The following is a 22,332-nucleotide window of genomic DNA, read 5'->3' as shown; positions in this document are numbered from 1 at the left end:
GTTTATTTTAACTGTTTTTTCGATTAATGAACGTTACCCATTAGCTTTTTCATTAATGGTCCAAATACAAGAACAATAAGACCTGCACCAATAGAATATTGCGCAATTAAGCTAAATCCATCGGTATAAACACTCAACGTATCAAAACCTCCAATATTGGCATCTGTACTTTCAATAGCCAATTTTTTTCCGATAAACCCAACTATTTGAAATGCAAAAGCGGAAGACAAAAACCATATACCCATCATAAAGGCTACAATTCGTTTTGGTGATAAATCAGTAATTTTAGATAACCCAACAGGTGACATAAATAACTCACCAACAGATATAATAAAATACATTGCTAATAGATACCACATTGGTACCATACCATTTTCATTAGCACTTCCTCCACTTAACGCCAACACATAAAAACTGACACCAGCTAGCACTAATCCCAAACCAAACTTATAGGGCGTTCTTGGGTTTAACCCTCTTTTAGATAAGTAACCCCATAATAGTGAAATTGGGATGGCCAATATAATAATGAACATTGAGTTCAGTGCATTTGTTTGACCAGCGTTTATTAAGGATAAATCAACATTTCTAGAAGCAAATAAGGTAATTACACTTCCTGATAATTCATGAAAACCCCAAAAAAGTGTCATAAAAAACGTAATTAAAACTGCCATAAATAATTTTTTTCGCTCATCTAAAGTCGCTTTAATCATTATATTCGCCATATAAGCAACAACAGCAACCAAAATAATTTTGAATAATAATCCAACCACAGTTTCATCTCCTAAAAAAGATTCTCCGTTTGCTATAGACTTATAAGAAGATAGTAAATATGCTATTATTGGTGCACTTAGGAAAGCAACAATTGGAACGAACGTTTTTTGAGGAATTCCTAAAATTTTCTTTTTATAAACTTCTGGGTTTGGAGGCATTCCCTTATCTCCAAAAACATTCTTTTTAATACCACTCCAAAAGAAAATAAGTCCTGTTAACATCCCTATGCCTGCCAATCCAAAACCATAATGATACCCATAAGCCTTTGCTAACCAAGCACATAGTAAAGGTGCCACAAAGCCTCCAATATTAATTCCCATATAAAAAATAGTAAACCCTGAGTCCTTTCTGGTATCACCATCTGGATATAGTGAGCCTACAAACGTGGATATATTAGGCTTAAAAAAACCATTACCAACAATAATAAAAGATAGGGCTAAAAAGAAAGCTACATTATTTTCTATCGCAAGGACAAAATGACCTAAAGCCATCAAAATACCTCCTAAAAATATAGAGCTTCGCATCCCTAGTATTTTGTCAGAAATTCTTCCACCAATTACTGTTGAAGCATATACTAAAGATCCGTACGAAGAATATACTACTGCCGTAGCAAAATCTCTTTCCATTAATGCTTCAAATATCACTTCAATCATGTAAAGCGTTAATAAAGCTCTCATTCCATAGAAACTAAAACGCTCCCATAATTCTGCAAAGAATAAATAAAATAAGCCTCTTGGATGCCCAAATAAATCAGACTGATTATTGTTTTCTACTGTATCTGCCATAATTAAATAATTAGTTTAGTTAGTTTATTAGTATGCCAAGTTTAATAAAAAATAAGCAAAAACTCGCAATAATCGCAGTTAAATAAATGAATGCTTCGGTGAAATAATCATATTTTAGGTAAGAATAGTATCTTTACAAATATAATTATTGATTAAATGAGTAAGTCTATTTCTGGTTTTTCTAAACTGTCAAAATCTAAAAAAATTGATTGGATTGTAAACTCTTACTTCTCTAACAAAGTAGAAGCTAAAACCATAATAAAGCAGTATTGGAATACCAATGACAAGTTGCAACAATTACATGACGAGTTTATTGAAAATACGATAACAAACTACTATTTACCTTTGGGTGTTGCTCCTAATTTTCTTATAAATAACACCCTGTATACTATTCCAATGGCTATCGAAGAAAGTTCGGTAGTTGCTGCTGCGAGTAAAGCTGCAAAGTTTTGGTTAGATCGTGGTGGTTTTAAAGCTGAAGTTCTATCAACAAAAAAAATTGGTCAAGTCCATTTTATGTATAATGGCAATTATGATATATTAAAAGCTTATTTCAGCTACATAAAGCCTCAATTAATATCCAATGCAAAACCTATTACAAAAAACATGGAAAAGCGTGGTGGTGGCATTTTGAATATTGAATTAGTAGATAAAACTCAAGACATCCCAAATTACTATCAATTACACGCTACTTTTGAGACCTTGGATGCTATGGGCGCCAATTTCATTAATTCTTGCCTAGAAAGTTTTGCTAATACCTTTAAAACTGAGGCAGCCTATTTTAATGATATAAAAGATTCACACATTGATATAGTGATGAGTATTCTCTCTAATTATGTCCCAGAATGTCTAGTTAGAGCTGAAGTAAGTTGTAAAATTGAAGAGTTGAATGAAGATCCAAATATTTCTTCAGAAGATTTCACAAACAAATTTTTACAAGCAGTTCGAATTGCTGAAGTTGAGCCATATAGAGCAGTTACTCATAACAAAGGTATTATGAATGGTATAGATGCTGTTGTATTAGCTACTGGAAACGATTTTAGAGCTGTTGAAGCTGGTGTGCATGCATATGCATCTAGAAACGGTTCTTACTCTAGTTTAACTCATGCTAGCGTGAAAAATGGCATTTTTAAATTTTGGATAGAAATTCCATTAGCTCTTGGAACTGTTGGTGGCTTAACAGGATTACACCCTTTAGTAAAGTTATCTCTAGAAATGCTAAATAAACCTTCTGCAAAAGAACTTATGATAATTGTTGCTGTAGCTGGTTTAGCGCAAAATTTTGCTGCACTTAAATCATTAACAACCACAGGAATACAAGAAGGGCATATGAAAATGCATTTAATGAATATATTAAATCAGTTTAATGCAAATGACAATGAAAAGACGGCACTTATTGAATATTTTAAAACTAATATCGTAACTCATAGTGCCGTTGTGGAAGCTATAGAAAACTTAAGACGCTAATGAATAACTTCTATAGCAACGGAAAGTTATTAATAACAGGTGAATACACCGTTTTAGATGGTGCATTAGCCTTAGCACTTCCAACAAAGCATGGCCAATCCTTAAACATTACTAATATTATTGAAAATAACATTATTTGGAAAAGTATTGACAATAAAAACCAAATTTGGTTTGAAGAAGTATTGCCAATAGAAGAGATTGCTTTAGGTGTTTTTAATACTCGTAATGAAATTTCGAAAAAACTTATTGAAATATTACATGCTGCAAAAGTACTAAACTCCAGTTTTTTAGACTCTAAAGCTGGATTTTGCGTCACTACCAAGCTAGGTTTTCCAACAAACTGGGGACTAGGAAGTTCTTCAACACTCATAAACAATATAGCTAATTGGGCGAAAATTGATGCCTACAAGCTTTTAGAGCTAACCTTTGGAGGTAGTGGTTATGATATTGCTTGTGCGCAGCATAACCAAGCTATTACTTATCAATTAACAAATTCTCATAGAGAGATTAATAAAGTAGAGTTTAATCCAAAGTTTAAAGACCACTTATATTTTGTTCATTTAAATAAAAAGAAAAATAGTCGTGAAGGAATTATAGAATACAATAAAAACAAACAATCCATTTCGGCAGAAATAAATGATATAAATACTATTACCCAAAAAATAATTAATTGTACTTCTTTAGAAAACTTTAATCTCCTTATAGATTCGCATGAAATTATAATAAGTTCTATAATTAAACAGAAAACTATTAAAGATTTACTTTTTAATGATTTTAAAGGCTCTATAAAAAGTCTAGGAGCTTGGGGAGGTGATTTTATTTTAGTGAGCACTTTAGATAATCCAAGCTCTTATTTTAAAGAAAAAGGTTATCCTACAATTATTCCTTTTAAAGACATGATATTAAATTAAAAAAGCTTCACAATGTGAAGCTTTTTTTTAGTATTTAATAACTACTTTATTAATAAAAAGTAGCTCTATTATCTTCAATTTTAGCTGCTTCTTTTAGAGCATTTAATAATGCTACATCTACTGTAGTAGCTTTTGCTGTACCAATTCTATTAGCTGCAGCTTGGTAGTTTGGCAATTCAGCAGCAGGAGTTAGTTTTGTTAGTTGAACAACAAACACACCTGTATTACCTCCAATTGGTTTAGATATAGCACCCTCAGTTAATCCAAAAGCTGTCCCAACTATTTTAGGCTCACTTCCTGCACCAGATACTGTTGGGGCTTTCATAGTAACTGCTAATGCTATTTGCACAGTTTGACTTTGATTAGTAGCAATATCTTCTAAAGTTGCTCCAGAAATTTGTGCTTTAATAAGTTCGGCTTTCTTTTCTTTTCTTATCGCTGGTAATGCTGTAACTGAAGCTTTCTCTGTACTCATTAATCCTTTAGCATTTATAGCAGTTAACTGCACAATTGCATAACCTCCTGGTATATTAAATCTTTTAACGTCACCAACTTTAACACCATCTTCGTAAGCCCATCTTACAATATTTCTTTGACTACCCAAACCTGGAATAGCTTCGTCTAACGCTTTAACAGCGCTTACAGGCATTACAGTGTAATCACTTTCGCTTGCAACTTCCGTAAAATCTCTATCTGCCACTGCAATTTCAAATTTAGACGTCTCGTTAAATACTCTATCAACAGTTTCATCTGATGCTTCAATTGCTCTTGCTAAGTTGCCAACTTTTATAGCTTTTTGTTTTTCTCCTTGGCTTAATATTTCAATAATATGGTACCCAAAATCAGTTCTTACTACGTCTATATCTCTTACTTTATTATCAAATGAAAAGGCTTTAAATTCTGGTGCCATTCCAGCAGTATAAGCAAACTCTATTTCTCCATCGTTTTGATTGCTTACTAAATCTGATGATAGTGTTAACAGATCTTGAAATTTAGAACGATTAGATTTTATAACAGCTAAAATACTATCGGCTGTTACTTTTGCTTCAGCTTCAGTTTTCACAACATCTGGAGCAGCTTGTACAGCACCAGCAAACGGAATTAATATGTGTCTTACTTTAACTGAGTCCGCTATTTGCTTAACATCTATCACCTTGCTTATCATGAACATGTTATTGTTCTTATAAGGGCCATAAAGCTCTCCTTTGTTTAAATTCCATATGCTATCGGCATGTTCAACAGGCAGATTTGCTTTAAACATATAATCATCAAATAATTTAACTGCTGAATTTGCTGCTAAAAAACCTTCATCATCAGTTGTATTTTTAAAACCAATAACTGTTTCAGTGCTTTTTGAAGCTTCAACATATTCCTCTTTATCTTCTAACAAGCTTTTTAAATCATTTTGAATGTTAGTTTCGTCTTCTAAAGATGCTTCTTCTTTAAATTGCACAAAACGAATGTCTCTCGATTCATCTACTTCGTATTGGCTTTTATTTTTGTTGATATAGTTTGTGATATCAGACTTAGTTACTGTTATTGTACTATCAGCAATTGATGTGTAAGGGATTCTAACATATCTAAAATCCACCTTATTATTTTCTAACTTATAATCTAATTCTCCTTCAGCAAGTGTTCCTAAAAGACCAGCTTTAACCATATTAAAATATGTTTGTTGCTTCCCAGTAACTGCCATATTATTTTCATAATTTGTCCAAGCTTCATAATTGATTGGTGAACCACCTAAGATTGCTGTTTCTGGAGAAATGGCTTTTAAGTTTGCAATGAATTCGTTTAATTTATTTTCATCATAAATGCCATCTTCATTTTTAAACTCTTCAAAACTGGCCAATCCTAATCTTAACAAGTCTCTCATTTGGTCACGCTCTACTGTTAGTCCTAAAGCATCGTATTGCGCATTCATTACTGCATCGTTCACTTCTTGATCCCAAACTCTATTCATTGCTTGAGTAGCTGTAAGCGATCCTCCAAATTGGCGTTGAGCATTTTCAACTTTAAGTTGAAAATCGGCACGGTCAATATCTTTACCATCTATGGTAGCGATGACGTTTTGAGACTTACTATTAAAGCCATCTGTATTTTTAAATAAATCTGCTAAGACAAAAGAGAAAAGTGCCATAGCGATTACTAAGATTAAGAATAACGAACGTTGTCTAATTTTATTTAAAATTGCCATATATAATATAAATTTTAAGTAACCTTTTTTGGGGTTTAACAAATGGATCAATACATCTAATAAATAAGTAAGTAATGATCTTTAATTAATTTCGATAAAATATCGTGCGCGAAAATACCATTTTCTACTTAATAATAAAAGCAGAACAACGTATTAATTGTACTGTTGTAAGATTTTAATCGTCATTTAGAATACGAAGAGAAACAATTTCGATTTTAGTATTAGAGACTTCTAAAATTGTAAATAAATAGTTATCTATAGTCACTTTTTCGTTTTGTTCTGGAATTTCTTCGGTGCTATTAACAATTAAACCTCCTAACGTCTCATAATTTTCATTTTCGGGCAAATCTAATTTATAGGTTTCATTTATATAATCTACATCTAATCTTGCTGAAAAATTAAATTCAGTATCGCTTATTTTTTCTTCTAATAATTCAGTAGTATCATGTTCGTCTTCAATTTCGCCAAACAATTCTTCTACAATATCCTCAATAGTCATAATGCCTGACGTTCCTCCATATTCGTCTAGCACTACCGAAACACTCTTACGTTTTTTAATAAGCACGTTTAAAACATCTTTTATCAGCATCGTTTCTGGAACAAACTCGACAGGCATAATGATGGATTTTATGGTCTTTGGGTTTTTAAAAAGATCGAAAGAATGGACATATCCTAAAATATCGTCTATTGTATCTTTATACACCAAAATTTTAGAATATCCCGTAGATGTGAAAAGCTCACTTAATGTTTTTATTTTATCATGAATCTCTACAGCAACCAACTCTGTACGCGGTATCATAACTTCTCTAGTTTTTACTTCGGAAAACTCTAAAGCATTTTGAAAAATTTGAATTTCGCTATCTACATCGTCGTCATCGTCAACCGATTCCATTTGTTCACTAATATAATGTCCCAATTCAACTTTAGTAAATGCCAACTGCACTTGATCTCCATCGGTTTTAAAAAAAGTTTTTAATACCACGTCGGAAATCCAAATAACAAAATTGGAAACCAATGAGAACAAGACAAAAAACACATATGCTGGAATCGAAAATAGTTTAAGCAACAAATTGGAATAAATTTGAAAGAATACTTTTGGTAAAAACTCTGCAGTAATGAGTATTACTAAAGTGGAAATAATAGTTTGAGTTAATAAGCTAAAATCTGTAATTAGGGCATTAAGAAAAGTATTATCTAGCGTCATGCTTTGAAACCAACCCATCAATACATCACCCATATAAAACCCATAAATGACTAGTGCTATATTGTTTCCAATAAGCATAGTGGCAATAAATTTTGAGGGTTTTGCAGTAAGTCTTGTAAGGATTTTGGCTAACAAGCCACTTTGTTTTTTTTCAATTTCAATATGAATCTTGTTAGAAGATACATAGGCTATTTCCATTCCTGAAAAAAATGCCGAAAATATAAGCGAGATAATTATAATTAAGGTTTCGGAACTCATCTTTTAAAGCTTTCCTCTATCCTCGAAACGCTTTCGGAATTTCTTCCTAAAAAAGAACATAAATATTGCTAAAGCTGCAAGTGCTAATGACAAGTAAGGGCTTTTTCCCTCAACATTCCAGTTGCTAATAGCGTCGAATAAAAACAATACTGCAAAAATTAAATACGCATATTGAAAAAGCTGTAATACCTTCATTACTAAAATGAGTTAGTGATTGTTGTAATTTATAACTACGCAAAGGTAAGAATTATTCGTCTAAATAAATTGTTCCTGAATACTCTAAAACGTTGGCAATTGTAAAATCTTTATTCGCATCGAAACCCGTCCCTAAATCAATATTATCTTTACGACGAAATTTTACAGGCTTGTTCGTAAACATCCATTCTCGTTTTTGATCATAAAATAATTGTTCAGTGAAAAGAGTGTCGTTTGCATGTGTTGTCACTATGACGTTTCCTTGTAGATCTATTAAATCGGTATCGTTATAAATCATAGCAAAATCTGCTATCACATTATTTTTATTGCCCTTTTCGTCATAAATAGTAAAATTGATACCTTCGGGAAACTCGACGAAGGAAAATTTTCTATTAGAAAAATCTAACATTTTAGGGCTCACTAAGTGTGATTTTAATCTTCCCGAATCAGTATACTTTGTGTTAATGTTTTCTGCTTCGGTAATTGGTTTATTACTTAAAAGCCCAATGTTTTGGACTTCTTTAAAATTATCTTTGCATGAAAAAATTATGGTCACAGTAAAAACTGTGACCATAATTCTTATAATATATTTTACTATTGAATTCATTAAAGCTTTGGCACTGTTACGCTTCTACCAATCCAACATCCAATTTTAATTGTTGTTCCAGCATTAGCTTCTGCAAATATTTCGCTTTTTGTAGGCGCTTTTGCCACATAGTTTGCAACATTTTGAGAAGCTGCTGAAGCTAAATTAGGATCTACTCTACCTGCTTTTCTAGCTTCCTGAGCAGCTAACCAATATACAGCTCTTTTATTAAAGTTTGTATCTCCACAGTTATTAGCACTAGCAGCGTACATTTGTGCTATTGCTAAATGTGCTCTTCCATAAGAAGGGTTCGCACCAAGTACTTTCTGGTAATATGTTCTTGCTTGTCCATAACTACCCTTTTTCTTAAATCCAGAAGCAATTCTATAAAGTATTTTAGCTTTATCAATATTATCTGTTTCTAATTCTACAGCTTGATTGTAAAAAGTTAATGCTGCAGCACTATCTCCTTCTTTATCTTTTAAAATTCCTAAATAATATGCAGTAGATGCATTAGGCTCTAAGTTGTTCTTTTGTTCTACTATTTTAACAAATAACGGATCGTCTGTACATTCTTTATTAAACAATCTATTCATTGCTCTTTGTAACCATAAACCATCATTTTTGTTCTCTTCGTAGTTTCTAGTATATAAAGGAATTAAGTTTTCACAATTTGCACGATCACCTAAATCTCTATCCATTCCAGACGAAATTTGATCGTAAGCTCTTAAAAAACTAGTATAAGATTTAACTCTACTGGCGTCCTTTTTACTTAATACTGGCTCTTCATCGGTATCTTCTGCAGGCACATATTTATTTAATAAATTTGTATAGTGCTTTACCTCTGCTTCAATTTTCTCTGAAACCTCATCATATTTTGTAAACAACTCTTCAGCAGGTTTTTTTCCATCATCATACAAATTTACCATTAGTTTAAAATATGTATATAATGATTTTGGGTTTTTAAATGTTTCAGCGTCTGTTTTAAAAGCTTTATCAAAACAATCGTACAATTGACTATCAGTCATTTGCAACTCATCCTTGTAATCATATTGTAATTGACATGCTTTTGCCAAAAATTCTCCTTCTGGAGTTTTACTAGCAAAATGTTCACGTCTCTCATCCCACATTTTTACTAGGTCTTTAATAAAACCTACTTTTTCGGCACCTGATGATTTTTCTATTTTGTGATCAAGGATACGTTCTCCATAAGTGAAAATTGCTCTGTTAAACTTAGGGTTTCTTTTTCTTAATTCCATCCAAGGACCATAAGCAGCATCATAATTTTTAGCTTTAGCATATTCACTAAAAATTGACAATGTATTCATGTCTTCTTCCTGACCCTGAGCATTAATTGCACTAAACCCAAGAAAAAGCATTGCTATTAATAGTGTAATTTTCGTCTTCATAATTCTAGTTATTAATTAGTTAAATTTTCTTTTTTCAAACCATAAATCATTTAATGATAGGCTAAGCTGGAAATTTACAAAATTTTCTTTTACTAAATTTTGGTTAATTGTTCCGCGTTGTCCAACTTCAATTCCAATATTTACATTTGAAAACACATCTCCAACTGGTAATCCTACACCAAAAGACATGCCAAACTCGCTTATTGATTCATTTGCTATTTTTAATCCTGTGTTTTCAAATCTAATTCCCGCTCTATAAACCGTTCTTTTCCAATAACTAAAGGAATTGTATTGTGGCACTAAAAATCCTCCAACCGAAATTGTTGAAGCATCTACGTAAGTAGCATTGTCAAAACTGAAAATTTCATTCGAGAACTCACTGGTTTTTAACATTGTATACTCAGCTCCTAAAAACCATTTTCTAGGTTGTCCAATACCAGCTCCGATAGCTGTTTTAGTTGGCAATGACAATACTGTTTTGTCTAATCCTTGAGCTTCAAGATCCATTTCTATTTCATTAACAACAAATTCTTGACCAGTCGAATTAATTACTACACTTGCAAATGTTCTTTGATTTGTAGAGGTTAAATCAGCTTTGGGAGAAAACGTAATTGAAGATGTTAGCTGTAACTTCTCAGAAATCATTGGTGTATATGTAAGTCCGAAGTTAAAATTCAATCCACTTAAGTCTGACCTATTCACTTCTCGACTATGGTATTGCAGAGGATTTCCTTCATCATCATATCTAAAATTTAAGACATTATTTCTAATATTTCCAAAATTATAGTTTGCATCTGCACCAAATCTTAAATCTTTAGTTATTAAATATCCTATCCCCAAAAATGCTTTATTTACACCTCCTTCGCCACTATATCTATAATCCAAAATATCTTCGTCTCTAATGGACTGCAATTTATATCCAACCGACGTGTAAGGCATTAAACCAAAACCCATACCTAGTCTACCCATAGGAATTGATAAAGCTAGATAATCGAAAGTTATTGCGTCATCTTTATCAGATGCAGAATTAGTTTTTAATGTTGTATTTGAGCTACTACCTCCAACTGCAAACTTCACATAATGCCCTTCACCGCTTTCTGTAAATAACCTTCCCGCATACGATGCTGGATTGCGCAAATTAACATGAATACTATCTGTAAAAATACTTAAACCTCCCATACTCACGTTTTCGGTTGTACCTTTAAATTTCAAACTTCCTAAGCCATAAAATGAATATGGCGAGGTAGTTCCTTCTTGAGCATGAATATTTAATGCTAAAAACGCTATAAATATTAAACAAAGTTGTTTTATCATTCGTTTAAGTTAAATTCTAATATGAAATTCAAACCTTCTAATAGAAAATTTGAGTTCGCAAATATGCTACTTTTTAATCGCTTTGACAAGAAATCTGAGTCTCCTCCTGTTAAAATAACTGTTAAATCTTTATATTTTCTATGGTATTTTTTAACAATTCCATCAATTTCCATTAAAATTCCATTAATAACCCCCGAATGAATAGATTCTTTTGAAGAATTACCAATTAATTTTTTTGGTGCTTTTCTTTTCAATAACGGTAAGTTGGCTGTTAAATTATTTAGTGAATTGTAACGAGTTGAAATACCAGGTGATATGGCTCCCCCAAAATATTCATTTTTTTTATTAATAAAATCGTAGGTAATACAGGTTCCAGCATCAATAATTAATACATTTTTTTTAGGATATTTTAGCACAGATGCGCTTACTAACGCTATTCTATCGACGCCTAATGTGCTTGGTGTTTTATATTTATTTTTAAATGGAATTTTGGTATCCGAGCTTAAAACAATCGTTTTAAGTTGTTTGGTAATGTTTGTAAGCTGTTGTTGACTTAAATTACCTACTGAAGATATAATGGATTTATCTAAAAGCTCATACTTTTTTAAGAGTCTTTCTATTTTAATTTCAATATCATCTAAGTCAATAGTCTCTTTATGGACTATTACACTATCTTGAAAAACAGCAAGTTTCACACTAGTATTACCTACATCAATAATTAAATTCATCTGAAAAATAAAAGGTGTAAATTTACAAAACCATTTTTTATATCTTTTTATTTTGCGGAATAATAAAATAGGATATATATTTGCATCCGCATTTAGCGAGGTACCTTAGCTCAGTTGGTAGAGCAACGGACTGAAAATCCGTGTGTCCCTGGTTCGATTCCTGGAGGTACCACTCGAGAGGACAATTTCAATTTAGTTGAAAATTGTCCTCTTTTTTTATTATATAACTCGCTGTTTATCTGCAAAATAAAGCGTAATACATCATTGATTCTTGCAGTTCGACATTCATTCCCTTCAAAAAATAAATTTTCAGGAAATATCGAACTTAATAGTTTTTGTTTCTGTTTAACTGTCGATTTGTTATAGTGCTCTTTCATGTTTTTAAGTAAATGGATTCCTTTGATTAGCCAAATTCTGTATTGGCTATTTCCCGTTTGCAAACTTTTAACCTCTTTTTTTAATCCTTCTCGTTTCAAATTATATCTATCATAGGTATCAGTATAAGCGTTTACATCTATTTTGTCATCAACAAATAAGTCTTGAAGCTTTTCTAAACGTTTTGTGGTTTGGTCAATTTCAGAATTTAGCTTCTTTCTTTTTATTGCTGCTTGCTGTTCATTTCCAGATAATAGTTTCTGATGCTTTCGTACTCCCCTCTTGTCTTGTGGATGCAATGTTATTATTTTTTTTGTCATCAAGCATGATTTCTATTTTTAAATGTGTAAAAAGTAAATAGAAGGCCTAATAATCCAAACGAAACTATTTTATCGAATGCATTTACTAATGTATAACTGGCAGGAAACATAAACCAATTCATTAAACTAATATCACTCATAATTACAGTTAAAAGCCCTAAAAATAAAGTTACACTAAAAATGTTTTTCCGATTCTTAATAGTCATTCTTGAAATAATAAATATGGAAAAAATTACGGTTACTAAATTGATTAATAAGCTAAATACAAATGTTTTACTATTAAATAGCTGAGTAGGTTCTTTTACATAAACCATTAAAGTTATTCTTGGATCTTGTTTTAGTTTATTTTTAATTTTATCAATTTCTATTTGAGATTGATTTTTGGGTAACCCAGGATAATGATAAACACCACTTTCGGGTATTTCGTTTTTCAAAACATTTGTTTAAATTACACTCTCAGGTATCGTTTTTAATGTTTTTGTATGAAAAGGCAATGCCATCCAAGAAATGACATTCCATAAAAACAATAATAATGTTCCTAATATAACCGAAACTAGTACTTTTTTATCCATGTCATTAAGTTCTTTTTATTTAAATTACATCAAAATAATTTTAGCCCCTTCCCTCCACAAATAAGTATCTGAAAACCAAATGCTTCCAATATGCATTAAAAAAAATAAAATACATCCTACTAAATAAGGTTTATAGTCTTTCTTATAATAGGTATCATATATAAGAAATGCTACAAGGCATAAATCCATAAACCATAAGTCAGCATTAAAGCTATCAAGCCCAAAATCTATTCGTCCAATGGTTGGTCCAAAAAGAGCAACAGAAGATACTATTATATAGCGCATATGAATTTTTAGTTTTTTTACATTCAGCATAGCCAATATGTAAAATAAGACAAACAGGAATAGTTGAGATATAGGTAAAAATAGCTGACTTAGATTTTCATCAAGAGATAAATGAGTCTTCATTCTTTCAAATGAATAAACAATAATCATACAAATTGTATAAACAACTAAAGGAAAAAATAAATACGATAGTTTGCCTATTAACTTATGTGCTTTATTTTTTCTTTTTCTTATTAAAATTGGTTGAATGATTAATAACAAACACCATATACCCATTACCAAAGTATGAATATGAAGAATGTTGTTTATGCTTTCTTCATTAAATAGTTTTATAAAATATCTTTTGAAACCTATTGGAACTAATGCCAATATAATGATGAAAAAGATATGTATACTTTTATACTTCTTTTCCATTTATTTTGCTTTTTAAGTAATCATCTAATGATAAATGTGCTACACCAAAAGCAGCTAATATATTTAATTGTACGGTTGCTTTCAAAAAGGGTTTAATGTTTTTATTTTGTGCCATAATATATATGTTATTTATATTCTGTTGCCCTTAGCTATTTTTCATTGTTCAAAAAGCTATTCGTATCTGTAATATTAAACTCAGGATTGTCGTCAAAGAATTGTTTTAAATACCTTACGTGTCCGCTACCGAAAATTATTAAAACTCTATCACCTTCTTCCGTTTTCTCAAGGATGTTACGGTATATGAATAGATTCCGCTTATACCATTCAGTTACAAGTTCTACACCGATGTTATTGAAATCAAAAGAACGCATTTGATAAGGTAGTCCATCAATTTCCTTTTCCATTTCTTTATAACTAAACATAACACTTGAAGTGTCTTTTACGGTAATCGCTACGTTGTTGTAATAGTTGTGATTATTTAAAATTTGCTGCCAATCATTTAGATAAATGAAATTTTCTTTTACCGTATTTTTAGTAAAGCTTTTTTGTCGTTTTTCTATTTGTTGTTTGTAATCTACACTATAATCTTGATATGATTTTATTAAAAGCGTGTCTGCAATGAAATCCACATATGACCCTAAATATACTCCATGATGGTCTACTGCTAAAATTTCTTTAATACCCAATTGTTTTGCTAACCGAAATCCTAATTGATATACCTCATTCTGCCCACCATTAATATCTTTTAATGATAAACGATTATCTGCATATAGAGTAAACAAACTATCTAGTTTGGCTTGTTGGCTTGGTAAGAATTCTACAAATATTTTATTTGGCCTATTTTTTGCTAACAGATTAACAACTTCTTGGATCTCAGCCTGTCTTTTTTTTGTAGAATAATCATCAACTTCCATATTATAGGTATCCATTCCTGGATTATTGAAATGATATACACCAAGAATCATTACTTCTTTTGAAGCTAGAGAAGATAATTGTGCTGATTTATTTTGAGCTTCTTTTTGATTGCATCCCATTATAATAGATAATGCCAGGAAGGATATTATTAATCGTATTTTATTCATATCTTTTATACTTCTTTTCCATTTATTTTGCTTTTTAAGTAATCATCCAATGATAATTTTCCAGAACCGTTGAACAAAAAGAAAAAAGAAATAGCTAACATTTGTATAGCCTGAAACGAATCTTTATAAGGGTCAGCAGCATGTACCAAAAAGAATGCTACTAAGAATGTTACAATTAAAGGAATAGAAATCAATCTTGTCTTAAAACCTATAATTAATAAAACCCCACCAAAAAATTGCGCTAGAATATATAGCCAAGATGCAAAAAAAGGAAAAGGAACGCCTAATGAACCTAGCCACTCAGCATTATCTCCAGCAGATAAATTTATCACATCACTACATGAATAGTATAATAAGTGAAAACCAAAAGCAAGCCGAATAAATAAAACTCCTAAATAATTTTTGCCTACTACTACTCTTTCTAAGCTTTTAAATATATTATTCATTTTTTAAATTATTAAAAACATCAACTACAATCCTATATCTCCATCTTTATTAAACCTCCAAACATTTACATACTTATATTTTAAAGCTTCAATATTGAAATTCTTGATATTTACTTGATCTTTTTTATCTACATTTTTTTTACAGCTAGTAAACGCTATTAGCACTACTATAAAAAGATAATTGTTTTTCATAATAATTTATTTATCAAAGTTTTTTTATACGTCTCACAGAAAAAACATAAGTTAGATGCTGTTCCGCTTATCTAAAATTATTTTATACTCTTTAAAATCCAAACACCCAATGCTATTCTTACTAGAGGTTGCAGATAAGAATAAATCCATTCATAACACCAATTCACAATTCCAGTTAGAGTATCTAGCCCCAAGTAATAGCGCAGAAATGAAGATAAACTAAGGATTCCAATAAAGATAAAGGAAATCCCAATCCACTTCCCTAAACCTTTTTCATGAATAAATGCTAATCCATATAGTAGAGTACCTATACCAAACCCATAAATGACTAAGAAATACTTACTATCAGAAATACCATTCGCAGCATTGATTAGGGTTTTAAATATACTCCTTGTAACACCATCATTTGCTTCAATATAACCTGGTCTCCAGATTTGGTTTAATGTATCAATTAGTAGTGATTGTTGAGACATTTCCGAATATGCCCAAATTAACAGAAAGAACGTGCCAAAAATTATTTGTAATGGATACTTTTTGAGTATTAGATATGCTATACCGAAGATGGCTAAAATATTTACTTGTGGATGAATGTAAAGAATCCATAATTTACTTAAATAAAGATTATTATTATAAAGTAATGTTCTTGTCTCAAAACTAAAAGTTTCCGGGTTTGGAAGAAAAATTAATAGGATTGTTGTCAAAGCTCCAAGAAAAGAACAAATTGCTGTTGCTCTAAGAAATGTTTTGTTTTGTTCCATGATATTTTTTTTATAATTCATAGTATAACTACTTTTTATACATTGTTTTATGACAGTTGTATTTTATTAAGTTTTGTTATTTTATAAATTTTAATAACGGGATCGAAAGTTGAATACGATTCATAGCATATATGACTTAATGATTCTAAGAGTCCTTCCATATAATTGTTTTCTTTGTATACTTTAAATTTTGAATAATGACCAGAAAACTTCTGATCCATATATAAAAGAAAACTCTGTCTCAAATTTTCAGGTTTACTCAGTCCGCATACAATAGTTACCTCCGATATATTAATCATTTGTTTTAGTAGAAAATAAGCATCATTCTTAGAAAGGACATGCAAAAAAAGACTAGCTATTGAATAATTAACCAATCTGTTTGGAAAAGAATCTTTGCATAAATCTATTAGTTTGAAATCAATATTACTTATTCCATTTAATGCTTTTTTCTTCATTGCATAAGAAATCAACGCCTTTGAATTATCAAACCCTATTCCTTCTTTTATCTTATGCGATAGTTTAAAAAGCAAATCACCATTTCCACAACCAAAATCCAAAACATCTGCATTTGGTAGAATCAAATCTATAATCTGTTCGCGTATTGGAAGCAAGTATTTATCAGCTATTATACCTTTCATGTAGAATTAATGAGTAAATATTCTTAATCTATTCTATGCCATCTTTCCTTTAAAGTCAGTTCTCCTACTTTTCCAAATTGATAAAGGTATAGACTATCAAAATAGAGGGTTCCTTTAAATTCCGTTCCATTAAAATCTGATTGATGATGGAACTCAATCTTTTCAACATACACAGAATCTTTTAGAGTAAATGTTCCTCCTCCCATTCCTGCGATTTCATTTTTATTAAAATCATAGCCAGTAAATGTGAACCTGTTTTTTGTGAATGTTTTTATTCTAACCCAATGTTTAGGTACGTGGTGAAATGTAGTATCTTTCTTTATTTCCATTGAATAATCCATTTGCCAAACCGTGCCTTCTAAACTTTGCTTTTGAATATACTTTTGCTGATCTTTTTTAAGATCAATATTGTTTCTACAACTCACTCCAATTATAGCAAGTAATAAAAGGAAACTATTCACCTTCATTTCTCATCCTTTTGTAAAAGATCTTGCTCACTATTTTCCACTGACCATCAATTTTCAATAAACTCATATAGTCAATAAATGTAAAAGTTTGGTATTCAATTTCTAATTGAGCAGTAGCAGCATTTCCTGTTATATTTATAGAAGTTATTCTTGTTTTTCTTTCTTGTTTTGGACCTGGCTTAATGCCTTTTTTGAAAAAATCAATTGCATTCACTTCTTTATATTCTTCCCCTACAAACTTCATTGTAGCTGTTGAATGAAAGGCTTTCTTTAAAGTTTCAAAATCATTATTAGTACCTCCATCTAAATAATAATCTAAAGTTGTTTCAATTTTTGTGAATTCTGATTCTTGTGCGAAGAGGTTTGTACAAAAAAATAGCACAAAGCTTATTAATAAAATAGATTTCATTTGTATCGTATTAAAGTTTTAATTATTAATCCGTTATTGGAGAACTATGTGTTGAGAGCGTAAGAACTTTTCCGTCCTTCTTTTTATAAATATCTGTAAAACTGAGTTTTATTTTTGCTGTATCACCTTTTTCACCAATAAACTTTAATGTTTCTTTTGCTCTAACGATGGCTATATCATCAAAATACTTAATGACAATATCGTAGTATTCTGGTGGTAACATATTTGAGTTATCATTCTTAAGATTTTCTACCATCTGTTCTTTATTAGTTAGTGAACCATCATTACTCCCTGAATAAATAAAACTTTTATCAAGAATAGATTCAAGAAGCTGATAGTCCTTATTTATAAATGCCTGCTTCCAATTGGAGATCATCTGATCGACATCCTTTTTCGAAATTTGTTCACTTTGATTGCTCTTGTTTAAGCATCCCATTGAAGTAAATGCTATTATTATTAAAATTAAGGTTATGTGCTTCATGTTTTTGTTTGCTTTGTTTAATCGGTTATCTCTGCTAACTATTAGTTCGAGTTTTCAAGAAATATTTTATTTAACTATAATCGTTTGGTTCTTTATTCTTTTTGCTTTTTCAACTTCATTTGAAAGAAGGGAAACCATTTTATTCCACCAAAAGAATAGTCTCCTTGTTCCAACCATACTCCATCTTCTGAAAAATCTTCTCTAAAACGTATTGCTCCTCCGTTCTTATCTTTAAATGACCATTCCAGTTTTTTATCTCCAATTAATTTTAGTTCATTTTCCATTTTGTCACCAGCTGAGGAAAAAGAAAGCATAGTCATCATTCTTTTTCTTCATTATAAGAAATTACTCCAAAAGCATTATGAATAACTTTTTTCGTCTCTTGCCCCTTGTTAATACCATACCCTATTCCATCAATAATCAAAATTTTGTTATCTATTCTCGAACTGATTGTTTCATTTTGAGTAAATTTTTTACGTTCTTTTTTAATCATCATCCAGCCATCTCCTTTCCAATTTCCTTTCATAAAACTTACTTGATCAATTGTTTTAAGTGATTTAGTTTTAAATGCATTTTGAGTAACACTAGATACACTAATGAAGAGTAATAGAATATAAAGTAAAGTTGATTTTTTCATAAAAAGATTAAATTAGATTAGTTGCATTCTATTGTTTTATACTATCATTAAAAGTGTCAATAACAACTTTGTACTTTCCAGAACTATTTAATTTCCAAACATTTACATATTTGAAACTCAGTGTGTCTATAACTCCGTTCTCATTGAGCACCATAACAATACCTTTTCCTGTTTCGTATAACAATTCTTTTGTTCCCTCTAGCGATTCCATACTCAACTGTAAATCAGTTAGAAAATCCATTGAAGCTTTCCAATATTCTGTAATAGCTTCTCTGCCATGCAGAGCTACATCTTTATTTGGTAAATAATGTGCTTTAGGATCATAGAGGTTAGAAATTAGGGATATATCTTTATTTCTTAAGGCCTTTCCCCAAACCTCTCCATTCTTTTGGATTATTGGTTTTATTGCTTCTATGTTAAAAATCCCTTTTTGCTTTTGATTTTCTTTTTGTTGACATGAAAATATGATTAATAAAATCATAATAGATAAGTATTGCGCTTTTTTCATAATTCAATTTTACTCTTTTATTAATATGAATTTTACTTTTAATTTCTCAAACCATTCTGGCTTATTTCCATTTGGATAGGTTTCATCAAACATAATAAGCTCCAATTCTTCCTCTAAATTAAAATGCAACTTATAGAACTGTTTCCCTCCCTCAAAACCAGGTACTTTAGCTATATCTGCTTGAGTTTCGATTACATGGTTATTAATGGAGTAACTTCCTGTGTTAAATACAATGCTACCAAAAGCATTGTTTATTTCATCCTGATCTGGTTTAGATAAATTTTTAAAAGGGACACGTTTTTGCATTCTAGGGTTGTACATTAACGCATAGCTGTTTTTAGAAAAGATAAAGCGTCCATAATCTTTTGTTTTCATTATGTATGTCGTGTCTGAATATTGATAATGAATTTCTTTTACTTTCCATGAACCTAAAAGCTTTGCTTTTTCTTTTTGTAAATCTTTTTCCTCTATTAGCCTTATAAGCTTTTCATTTTTGTAATTCTTAACCATATCATAGGCAGAGTACATATTTTCTTCCAATGCTTTTTCATGATAATTAGCTCCATTATTAATTAGAAATTCGGCAAAATCTGTATTGCCGTAAAAAATAGCCCAATGCAACGGAGAAGCATTGTTTATAACATCTTTATGATTTATTTGAGCTTTGCTATTAATAAGCAATTTACCAATAGAAACATCTCCGCCAATAGCTGCCCCAATCAATGATGTAAGTTGATACTTATGGTCAGTTTTATTAGAATCTGCTCCTGACTCTAATAAATATTTAACAACTTCTAAATGTTTAAAACGAGATGCCCAAGTAAGAGGTGTTTGCCCAACTCTGTTAAGAATGTTTACATCTGCACCGTAACCAACCAAAAATTCAATCATCTTTTTATCACCTTTCTGTGATGCTAGTTGCATAATTGGGATTCCAATTCCATCTTTTAAGTTGGGGGAAACACCTTTTTCTAATAGTTTTTTAAAGACATTATAGTTTTCTGATTTTATTGCTTTTAAAAATTTATTTTCATCTTTTGTTATCAATTGTGCCAATGAAGTTGACCTAAATATATTGGCAACTGAATCGTGATGCCATAATCTTAAAGCTACATCTACAGCTGTCCCATGCTTACTTTTAAGACTGAGATTAGTGCCTTCTTTAATAAGTAAGCTCATAATATCAACATAGCCATAAAATGTTGCCCAATTTAAAGCATGATCTTTATTCACATCCAATTGGTTGATATTTGCGTCATGCTCAAGCAGCAGTTGACACAATAGTTTATCTCCAGTAGAAACAGCATACATTAAAGCTGTGCCTTTGAGGCCATCTTTTTCGGCAAGATTTACGTCAGCTCCTTTCTGTAAAAGTGTTTTTACTTTATCAAATTCTTTATTCGAAACGGCTTTTATAAGTCTTGTTTTTCCTTCTGAATCAAATTGATTTAAACCCTCTTCTGTAGTTTGCCCATTAACTTGAATTATAAATACTAGACAAATAATAATGCTATTTATTAATTTCATGTTTAATAATTTATACAGCAAAACTTCGCTTTTTTGCTTAATAAATCGTCAGAAGTAATTAGTAAAACGTTAATAAAAATTATTATTTACTTTTTACTTCTTGCCTTTCGGAATTTTGATGGCGTAGTATCTGCAAACTTTGAAAAAGCCTTATAAAAAGTAACTTTATTATTAAAACCACTATCAAAAGCGATAGCCTCAATTTTGTAATTTGAATGAGAAGGATTAATTAATAGACTTTTAGAGTGCTCAACTCTATGCTTGTTAATGTAGTCATTGAAATTTTCTTTTACCAATTCAGATAAGGTCTGAGAAATATGATGTGGCTTTACTTTTAGTTTTAAAGAGAGTTCGTCAAGCGTCAGATTATTATTTAAAAATATTTTTTCTCTGATAAGCTCATTTTTAATTTTTGATTGAATAGTTTTCATCTCTTCAATGTTAAGTCTTGCCCCTTTATACTTCTCTTTAATTGCTTTGAAAAAGTTTGGGTCTTTAAACAAAACATATCCTAAAACACAGACAAAACTGATAGAAATAATATAATACAAGGAAAAATCTCTGAAAGAATTTGCGAAAAATGTTAATGAGGTAATAAGAACCGTTGTAATTATATACATAATTGATATGCCTCCTAAATGAAATTTCTCATTAACATTTATACGATCTTTAAATAACCAAACGATTCTAAATAACAAAAAAGCGTAAATAATTTGGTGTAAATCTCTAAAATAATTTAGATAGATTATACAGTTGTTAAAATTATCGATATTTTCAATATAGGCTATTCGCTCTTCATTAGAGAGAGTAATGACATCAAACATAAATACATTAAGAACAAGTAATGGTAATAAATGCCAAAGGTCTTTTAAAATAAATTGTTGCTTTTGCCCAATTATAGATTTAAAATGAAAATATAATAGTGGACCATATAAAACACCTATTGAAAAATAAAAAAGACGACCATAAAATTCTGGATATAATTTACCTATTTCGCTCGTACCATATAAAAAATATAATATTTCAAATGACAGAAGTAAAAAGTATAAAGAGAGCGTTTTATTTTTATAGCTATTTTCTTTAAAAAATATACCCCCAGCAATAAATAATGTTAATAGTGCTTGAAAAAATAAGAAAATTTGCATAAAACTCTTTTTTAGCAAATATAAATATTTTGTAGATGCTCCTTTGTCTTAAGTGAAAGAGTATTCCACACACATTTTCCTTCACTCCTCATCCTTTCGTAAAAAAAGTGTTCCATTAACATCTTAAAGGAAACTTATAGGGTAATTTTTTTAAGAACCTTTAGTAAAAAAATTCACTTTTAACCAAAGCTCAAGTTACATAACGCGATACATTATATTGCAAATGTATTGTTTAGTAATAAGAGTCGTTT

General features: G+C 30.4%; 27 protein-coding genes and 1 tRNA gene. 3 read left to right on the top strand and 25 right to left on the bottom strand.

The window, feature by feature from the left end:
- Positions 1-23: 23 nt before the first annotated feature.
- Positions 24-1,556: an oligopeptide:H+ symporter gene (locus ABGB03_RS01775; protein ID WP_347924341.1), complete on the bottom strand. Its 1,533-nt coding sequence runs from the start codon at positions 1,554-1,556 to the stop codon at positions 24-26.
- Between the two features lie 156 nt (positions 1,557-1,712).
- Here ABGB03_RS01775 and ABGB03_RS01770 point away from each other — a divergent pair, with 156 nt between their 5' ends.
- Together ABGB03_RS01770 and ABGB03_RS01765 are read left to right on the top strand one after the other, a co-directional pair.
- On the top strand, positions 1,713-3,023 hold the full coding sequence (locus tag ABGB03_RS01770; RefSeq protein ID WP_347924339.1) for a hydroxymethylglutaryl-CoA reductase, degradative: 1,311 nt from the start codon (positions 1,713-1,715) through the stop codon (positions 3,021-3,023).
- Positions 3,023-3,934, top strand: coding sequence for a GYDIA family GHMP kinase (locus tag ABGB03_RS01765; RefSeq protein WP_347924337.1), 912 nt, complete (start codon positions 3,023-3,025; stop codon positions 3,932-3,934). The genes ABGB03_RS01770 and ABGB03_RS01765 overlap by 1 nt, the downstream gene beginning before the upstream one ends.
- A 49-nt stretch (positions 3,935-3,983) precedes the next feature.
- On the opposite strand, the gene ABGB03_RS01760 is transcribed toward ABGB03_RS01765, so the two are convergent.
- The 7 genes from ABGB03_RS01760 to ABGB03_RS01730 all read right to left on the bottom strand — a co-directional run bounded on the left by ABGB03_RS01760 (position 3,984) and on the right by ABGB03_RS01730 (position 11,825).
- Positions 3,984-6,131, bottom strand: a complete 2,148-nt coding sequence (locus ABGB03_RS01760; RefSeq protein ID WP_347924336.1) for a SurA N-terminal domain-containing protein — start codon at positions 6,129-6,131, stop codon at positions 3,984-3,986.
- Between the two features lie 175 nt (positions 6,132-6,306).
- On the bottom strand, positions 6,307-7,593 hold the full coding sequence (locus ABGB03_RS01755; protein ID WP_347924335.1) for a hemolysin family protein: 1,287 nt from the start codon (positions 7,591-7,593) through the stop codon (positions 6,307-6,309).
- A gap of 3 nt (positions 7,594-7,596) precedes the next feature.
- Positions 7,597-7,788 (bottom strand): hypothetical protein, encoded by a 192-nt coding sequence (locus ABGB03_RS01750; protein ID WP_347924333.1) that lies wholly within the window; start codon positions 7,786-7,788, stop codon positions 7,597-7,599.
- Positions 7,789-7,840: 52 nt separating this feature from the next.
- Positions 7,841-8,395 (bottom strand): LPS export ABC transporter periplasmic protein LptC, encoded by a 555-nt coding sequence (gene lptC / locus ABGB03_RS01745; protein WP_347924331.1) that lies wholly within the window; start codon positions 8,393-8,395, stop codon positions 7,841-7,843.
- On the bottom strand, positions 8,395-9,783 hold the full coding sequence (locus tag ABGB03_RS01740) for a hypothetical protein (RefSeq protein ID WP_347924330.1): 1,389 nt from the start codon (positions 9,781-9,783) through the stop codon (positions 8,395-8,397). The genes lptC and ABGB03_RS01740 overlap by 1 nt, the downstream gene beginning before the upstream one ends.
- A gap of 15 nt (positions 9,784-9,798) precedes the next feature.
- On the bottom strand, positions 9,799-11,097 hold the full coding sequence (locus tag ABGB03_RS01735; RefSeq protein WP_347924328.1) for a hypothetical protein: 1,299 nt from the start codon (positions 11,095-11,097) through the stop codon (positions 9,799-9,801).
- Positions 11,094-11,825, bottom strand: coding sequence for a type III pantothenate kinase (locus ABGB03_RS01730; RefSeq protein WP_347924326.1), 732 nt, complete (start codon positions 11,823-11,825; stop codon positions 11,094-11,096). The genes ABGB03_RS01735 and ABGB03_RS01730 overlap by 4 nt, the downstream gene beginning before the upstream one ends.
- A gap of 99 nt (positions 11,826-11,924) precedes the next feature.
- Between ABGB03_RS01730 and ABGB03_RS01725 the strand changes: the two genes are divergently transcribed.
- Positions 11,925-11,997: transfer RNA gene (locus tag ABGB03_RS01725), tRNA-Phe, on the top strand.
- A 522-nt stretch (positions 11,998-12,519) separates the two neighbouring features.
- On the opposite strand, the gene ABGB03_RS01720 is transcribed toward ABGB03_RS01725, so the two are convergent.
- The 17 genes from ABGB03_RS01720 to ABGB03_RS01640 all read right to left on the bottom strand — a co-directional run bounded on the left by ABGB03_RS01720 (position 12,520) and on the right by ABGB03_RS01640 (position 22,081).
- Positions 12,520-12,954 (bottom strand): hypothetical protein, encoded by a 435-nt coding sequence (locus tag ABGB03_RS01720; protein WP_347924324.1) that lies wholly within the window; start codon positions 12,952-12,954, stop codon positions 12,520-12,522.
- Positions 12,955-12,963: 9 nt separating this feature from the next.
- Positions 12,964-13,092, bottom strand: coding sequence for a hypothetical protein (locus ABGB03_RS01715; RefSeq protein ID WP_347924322.1), 129 nt, complete (start codon positions 13,090-13,092; stop codon positions 12,964-12,966).
- A 24-nt stretch (positions 13,093-13,116) separates the two neighbouring features.
- On the bottom strand, positions 13,117-13,791 hold the full coding sequence (locus ABGB03_RS01710; protein ID WP_347924321.1) for a hypothetical protein: 675 nt from the start codon (positions 13,789-13,791) through the stop codon (positions 13,117-13,119).
- Positions 13,775-13,906, bottom strand: coding sequence for a hypothetical protein (locus ABGB03_RS01705; RefSeq protein ID WP_347924319.1), 132 nt, complete (start codon positions 13,904-13,906; stop codon positions 13,775-13,777). The genes ABGB03_RS01710 and ABGB03_RS01705 overlap by 17 nt, the downstream gene beginning before the upstream one ends.
- A gap of 34 nt (positions 13,907-13,940) precedes the next feature.
- Positions 13,941-14,825, bottom strand: coding sequence for a DUF5694 domain-containing protein (locus tag ABGB03_RS01700; protein WP_347924318.1), 885 nt, complete (start codon positions 14,823-14,825; stop codon positions 13,941-13,943).
- Positions 14,826-14,878: 53 nt separating this feature from the next.
- Positions 14,879-15,319, bottom strand: a complete 441-nt coding sequence (locus tag ABGB03_RS01695; RefSeq protein ID WP_347924316.1) for a DoxX family protein — start codon at positions 15,317-15,319, stop codon at positions 14,879-14,881.
- Positions 15,320-15,343: 24 nt separating this feature from the next.
- On the bottom strand, positions 15,344-15,511 hold the full coding sequence (locus tag ABGB03_RS01690) for a hypothetical protein (protein WP_347924314.1): 168 nt from the start codon (positions 15,509-15,511) through the stop codon (positions 15,344-15,346).
- Positions 15,512-15,588: 77 nt separating this feature from the next.
- The gene (locus tag ABGB03_RS01685; RefSeq protein WP_347924312.1) at positions 15,589-16,269 is read right to left on the bottom strand and encodes a hypothetical protein; all 681 of its coding nucleotides are present in this window, start codon (positions 16,267-16,269) and stop codon (positions 15,589-15,591) included.
- Between the two features lie 47 nt (positions 16,270-16,316).
- Entirely contained in the window at positions 16,317-16,907 is a 591-nt protein-coding gene (locus ABGB03_RS01680; protein WP_347924310.1) for a class I SAM-dependent methyltransferase, read from the bottom strand.
- Between the two features lie 23 nt (positions 16,908-16,930).
- Positions 16,931-17,374: a hypothetical protein gene (locus ABGB03_RS01675; protein WP_347924309.1), complete on the bottom strand. Its 444-nt coding sequence runs from the start codon at positions 17,372-17,374 to the stop codon at positions 16,931-16,933.
- Positions 17,361-17,783: a nuclear transport factor 2 family protein gene (locus ABGB03_RS01670; protein WP_347924307.1), complete on the bottom strand. Its 423-nt coding sequence runs from the start codon at positions 17,781-17,783 to the stop codon at positions 17,361-17,363. The genes ABGB03_RS01675 and ABGB03_RS01670 overlap by 14 nt, the downstream gene beginning before the upstream one ends.
- 25 nt (positions 17,784-17,808) lie before the next feature.
- Complete coding sequence (locus tag ABGB03_RS01665; RefSeq protein WP_347924305.1) at positions 17,809-18,264, bottom strand: nuclear transport factor 2 family protein; 456 nt, start codon at positions 18,262-18,264, stop codon at positions 17,809-17,811.
- A 92-nt stretch (positions 18,265-18,356) separates the two neighbouring features.
- Positions 18,357-18,578 carry a hypothetical protein gene (locus ABGB03_RS01660; protein WP_347924303.1) on the bottom strand — a complete coding sequence of 74 codons (222 nt, stop codon included), beginning with the start codon at positions 18,576-18,578 and terminating at the stop codon, positions 18,357-18,359.
- 5 nt (positions 18,579-18,583) lie between these two features.
- Positions 18,584-18,901 carry a hypothetical protein gene (locus tag ABGB03_RS01655; protein WP_347924301.1) on the bottom strand — a complete coding sequence of 106 codons (318 nt, stop codon included), beginning with the start codon at positions 18,899-18,901 and terminating at the stop codon, positions 18,584-18,586.
- Between the two features lie 28 nt (positions 18,902-18,929).
- Positions 18,930-19,409 (bottom strand): hypothetical protein, encoded by a 480-nt coding sequence (locus ABGB03_RS01650; protein WP_347924299.1) that lies wholly within the window; start codon positions 19,407-19,409, stop codon positions 18,930-18,932.
- A gap of 9 nt (positions 19,410-19,418) precedes the next feature.
- Positions 19,419-20,936, bottom strand: a complete 1,518-nt coding sequence (locus ABGB03_RS01645) for an ankyrin repeat domain-containing protein (protein WP_347924298.1) — start codon at positions 20,934-20,936, stop codon at positions 19,419-19,421.
- Between the two features lie 86 nt (positions 20,937-21,022).
- The gene (locus ABGB03_RS01640) at positions 21,023-22,081 is read right to left on the bottom strand and encodes a helix-turn-helix domain-containing protein (protein WP_347924296.1); all 1,059 of its coding nucleotides are present in this window, start codon (positions 22,079-22,081) and stop codon (positions 21,023-21,025) included.
- Between the last annotated feature and the right edge of the window lie 251 nt (positions 22,082-22,332).

Source organism: Pontimicrobium sp. SW4, assembly GCF_039954625.1.
GTDB lineage: Bacteria > Bacteroidota > Bacteroidia > Flavobacteriales > Flavobacteriaceae > Pontimicrobium.
Note: the sequence above shows the minus strand (reverse complement) of the source record. Positions and strands in the feature narration are given on the sequence as shown.

Excerpts from the sequence above, each read along its gene's own strand:
- ABGB03_RS01665 (WP_347924305.1), bottom strand. The coding sequence starts at position 18,264 with ATGAAGCACATAACCTTAATTTTAATAATAATAGCATTTACTTCAATG.
- ABGB03_RS01650 (WP_347924299.1), bottom strand. The coding sequence starts at position 19,409 with ATGAAAAAAGCGCAATACTTATCTATTATGATTTTATTAATCATATTT.
- ABGB03_RS01645 (WP_347924298.1), bottom strand. The coding sequence starts at position 20,936 with ATGAAATTAATAAATAGCATTATTATTTGTCTAGTATTTATAATTCAA.
- ABGB03_RS01675 (WP_347924309.1), bottom strand. The coding sequence starts at position 17,374 with ATGAAGGTGAATAGTTTCCTTTTATTACTTGCTATAATTGGAGTGAGT.
- ABGB03_RS01655 (WP_347924301.1), bottom strand. The coding sequence starts at position 18,901 with ATGAAAAAATCAACTTTACTTTATATTCTATTACTCTTCATTAGTGTA.
- lptC (WP_347924331.1), bottom strand. The coding sequence starts at position 8,395 with ATGAATTCAATAGTAAAATATATTATAAGAATTATGGTCACAGTTTTT.
- ABGB03_RS01685 (WP_347924312.1), bottom strand. The coding sequence starts at position 16,269 with ATGGAACAAAACAAAACATTTCTTAGAGCAACAGCAATTTGTTCTTTT.
- ABGB03_RS01700 (WP_347924318.1), bottom strand. The coding sequence starts at position 14,825 with ATGGGATGCAATCAAAAAGAAGCTCAAAATAAATCAGCACAATTATCT.
- ABGB03_RS01770 (WP_347924339.1), top strand. The coding sequence starts at position 1,713 with ATGAGTAAGTCTATTTCTGGTTTTTCTAAACTGTCAAAATCTAAAAAA.
- ABGB03_RS01705 (WP_347924319.1), bottom strand. The coding sequence starts at position 13,906 with ATGGCACAAAATAAAAACATTAAACCCTTTTTGAAAGCAACCGTACAA.
- ABGB03_RS01640 (WP_347924296.1), bottom strand. The coding sequence starts at position 22,081 with ATGCAAATTTTCTTATTTTTTCAAGCACTATTAACATTATTTATTGCT.
- ABGB03_RS01730 (WP_347924326.1), bottom strand. The coding sequence starts at position 11,825 with ATGAATTTAATTATTGATGTAGGTAATACTAGTGTGAAACTTGCTGTT.
- ABGB03_RS01660 (WP_347924303.1), bottom strand. The coding sequence starts at position 18,578 with ATGCTTTCTTTTTCCTCAGCTGGTGACAAAATGGAAAATGAACTAAAA.
- ABGB03_RS01695 (WP_347924316.1), bottom strand. The coding sequence starts at position 15,319 with ATGAATAATATATTTAAAAGCTTAGAAAGAGTAGTAGTAGGCAAAAAT.
- ABGB03_RS01750 (WP_347924333.1), bottom strand. The coding sequence starts at position 7,788 with ATGAAGGTATTACAGCTTTTTCAATATGCGTATTTAATTTTTGCAGTA.
- ABGB03_RS01715 (WP_347924322.1), bottom strand. The coding sequence starts at position 13,092 with ATGGATAAAAAAGTACTAGTTTCGGTTATATTAGGAACATTATTATTG.
- ABGB03_RS01765 (WP_347924337.1), top strand. The coding sequence starts at position 3,023 with ATGAATAACTTCTATAGCAACGGAAAGTTATTAATAACAGGTGAATAC.
- ABGB03_RS01740 (WP_347924330.1), bottom strand. The coding sequence starts at position 9,783 with ATGAAGACGAAAATTACACTATTAATAGCAATGCTTTTTCTTGGGTTT.
- ABGB03_RS01775 (WP_347924341.1), bottom strand. The coding sequence starts at position 1,556 with ATGGCAGATACAGTAGAAAACAATAATCAGTCTGATTTATTTGGGCAT.
- ABGB03_RS01710 (WP_347924321.1), bottom strand. The coding sequence starts at position 13,791 with ATGGAAAAGAAGTATAAAAGTATACATATCTTTTTCATCATTATATTG.
- ABGB03_RS01755 (WP_347924335.1), bottom strand. The coding sequence starts at position 7,593 with ATGAGTTCCGAAACCTTAATTATAATTATCTCGCTTATATTTTCGGCA.
- ABGB03_RS01760 (WP_347924336.1), bottom strand. The coding sequence starts at position 6,131 with ATGGCAATTTTAAATAAAATTAGACAACGTTCGTTATTCTTAATCTTA.
- ABGB03_RS01680 (WP_347924310.1), bottom strand. The coding sequence starts at position 16,907 with ATGAAAGGTATAATAGCTGATAAATACTTGCTTCCAATACGCGAACAG.
- ABGB03_RS01735 (WP_347924328.1), bottom strand. The coding sequence starts at position 11,097 with ATGATAAAACAACTTTGTTTAATATTTATAGCGTTTTTAGCATTAAAT.
- ABGB03_RS01690 (WP_347924314.1), bottom strand. The coding sequence starts at position 15,511 with ATGAAAAACAATTATCTTTTTATAGTAGTGCTAATAGCGTTTACTAGC.
- ABGB03_RS01670 (WP_347924307.1), bottom strand. The coding sequence starts at position 17,783 with ATGAAATCTATTTTATTAATAAGCTTTGTGCTATTTTTTTGTACAAAC.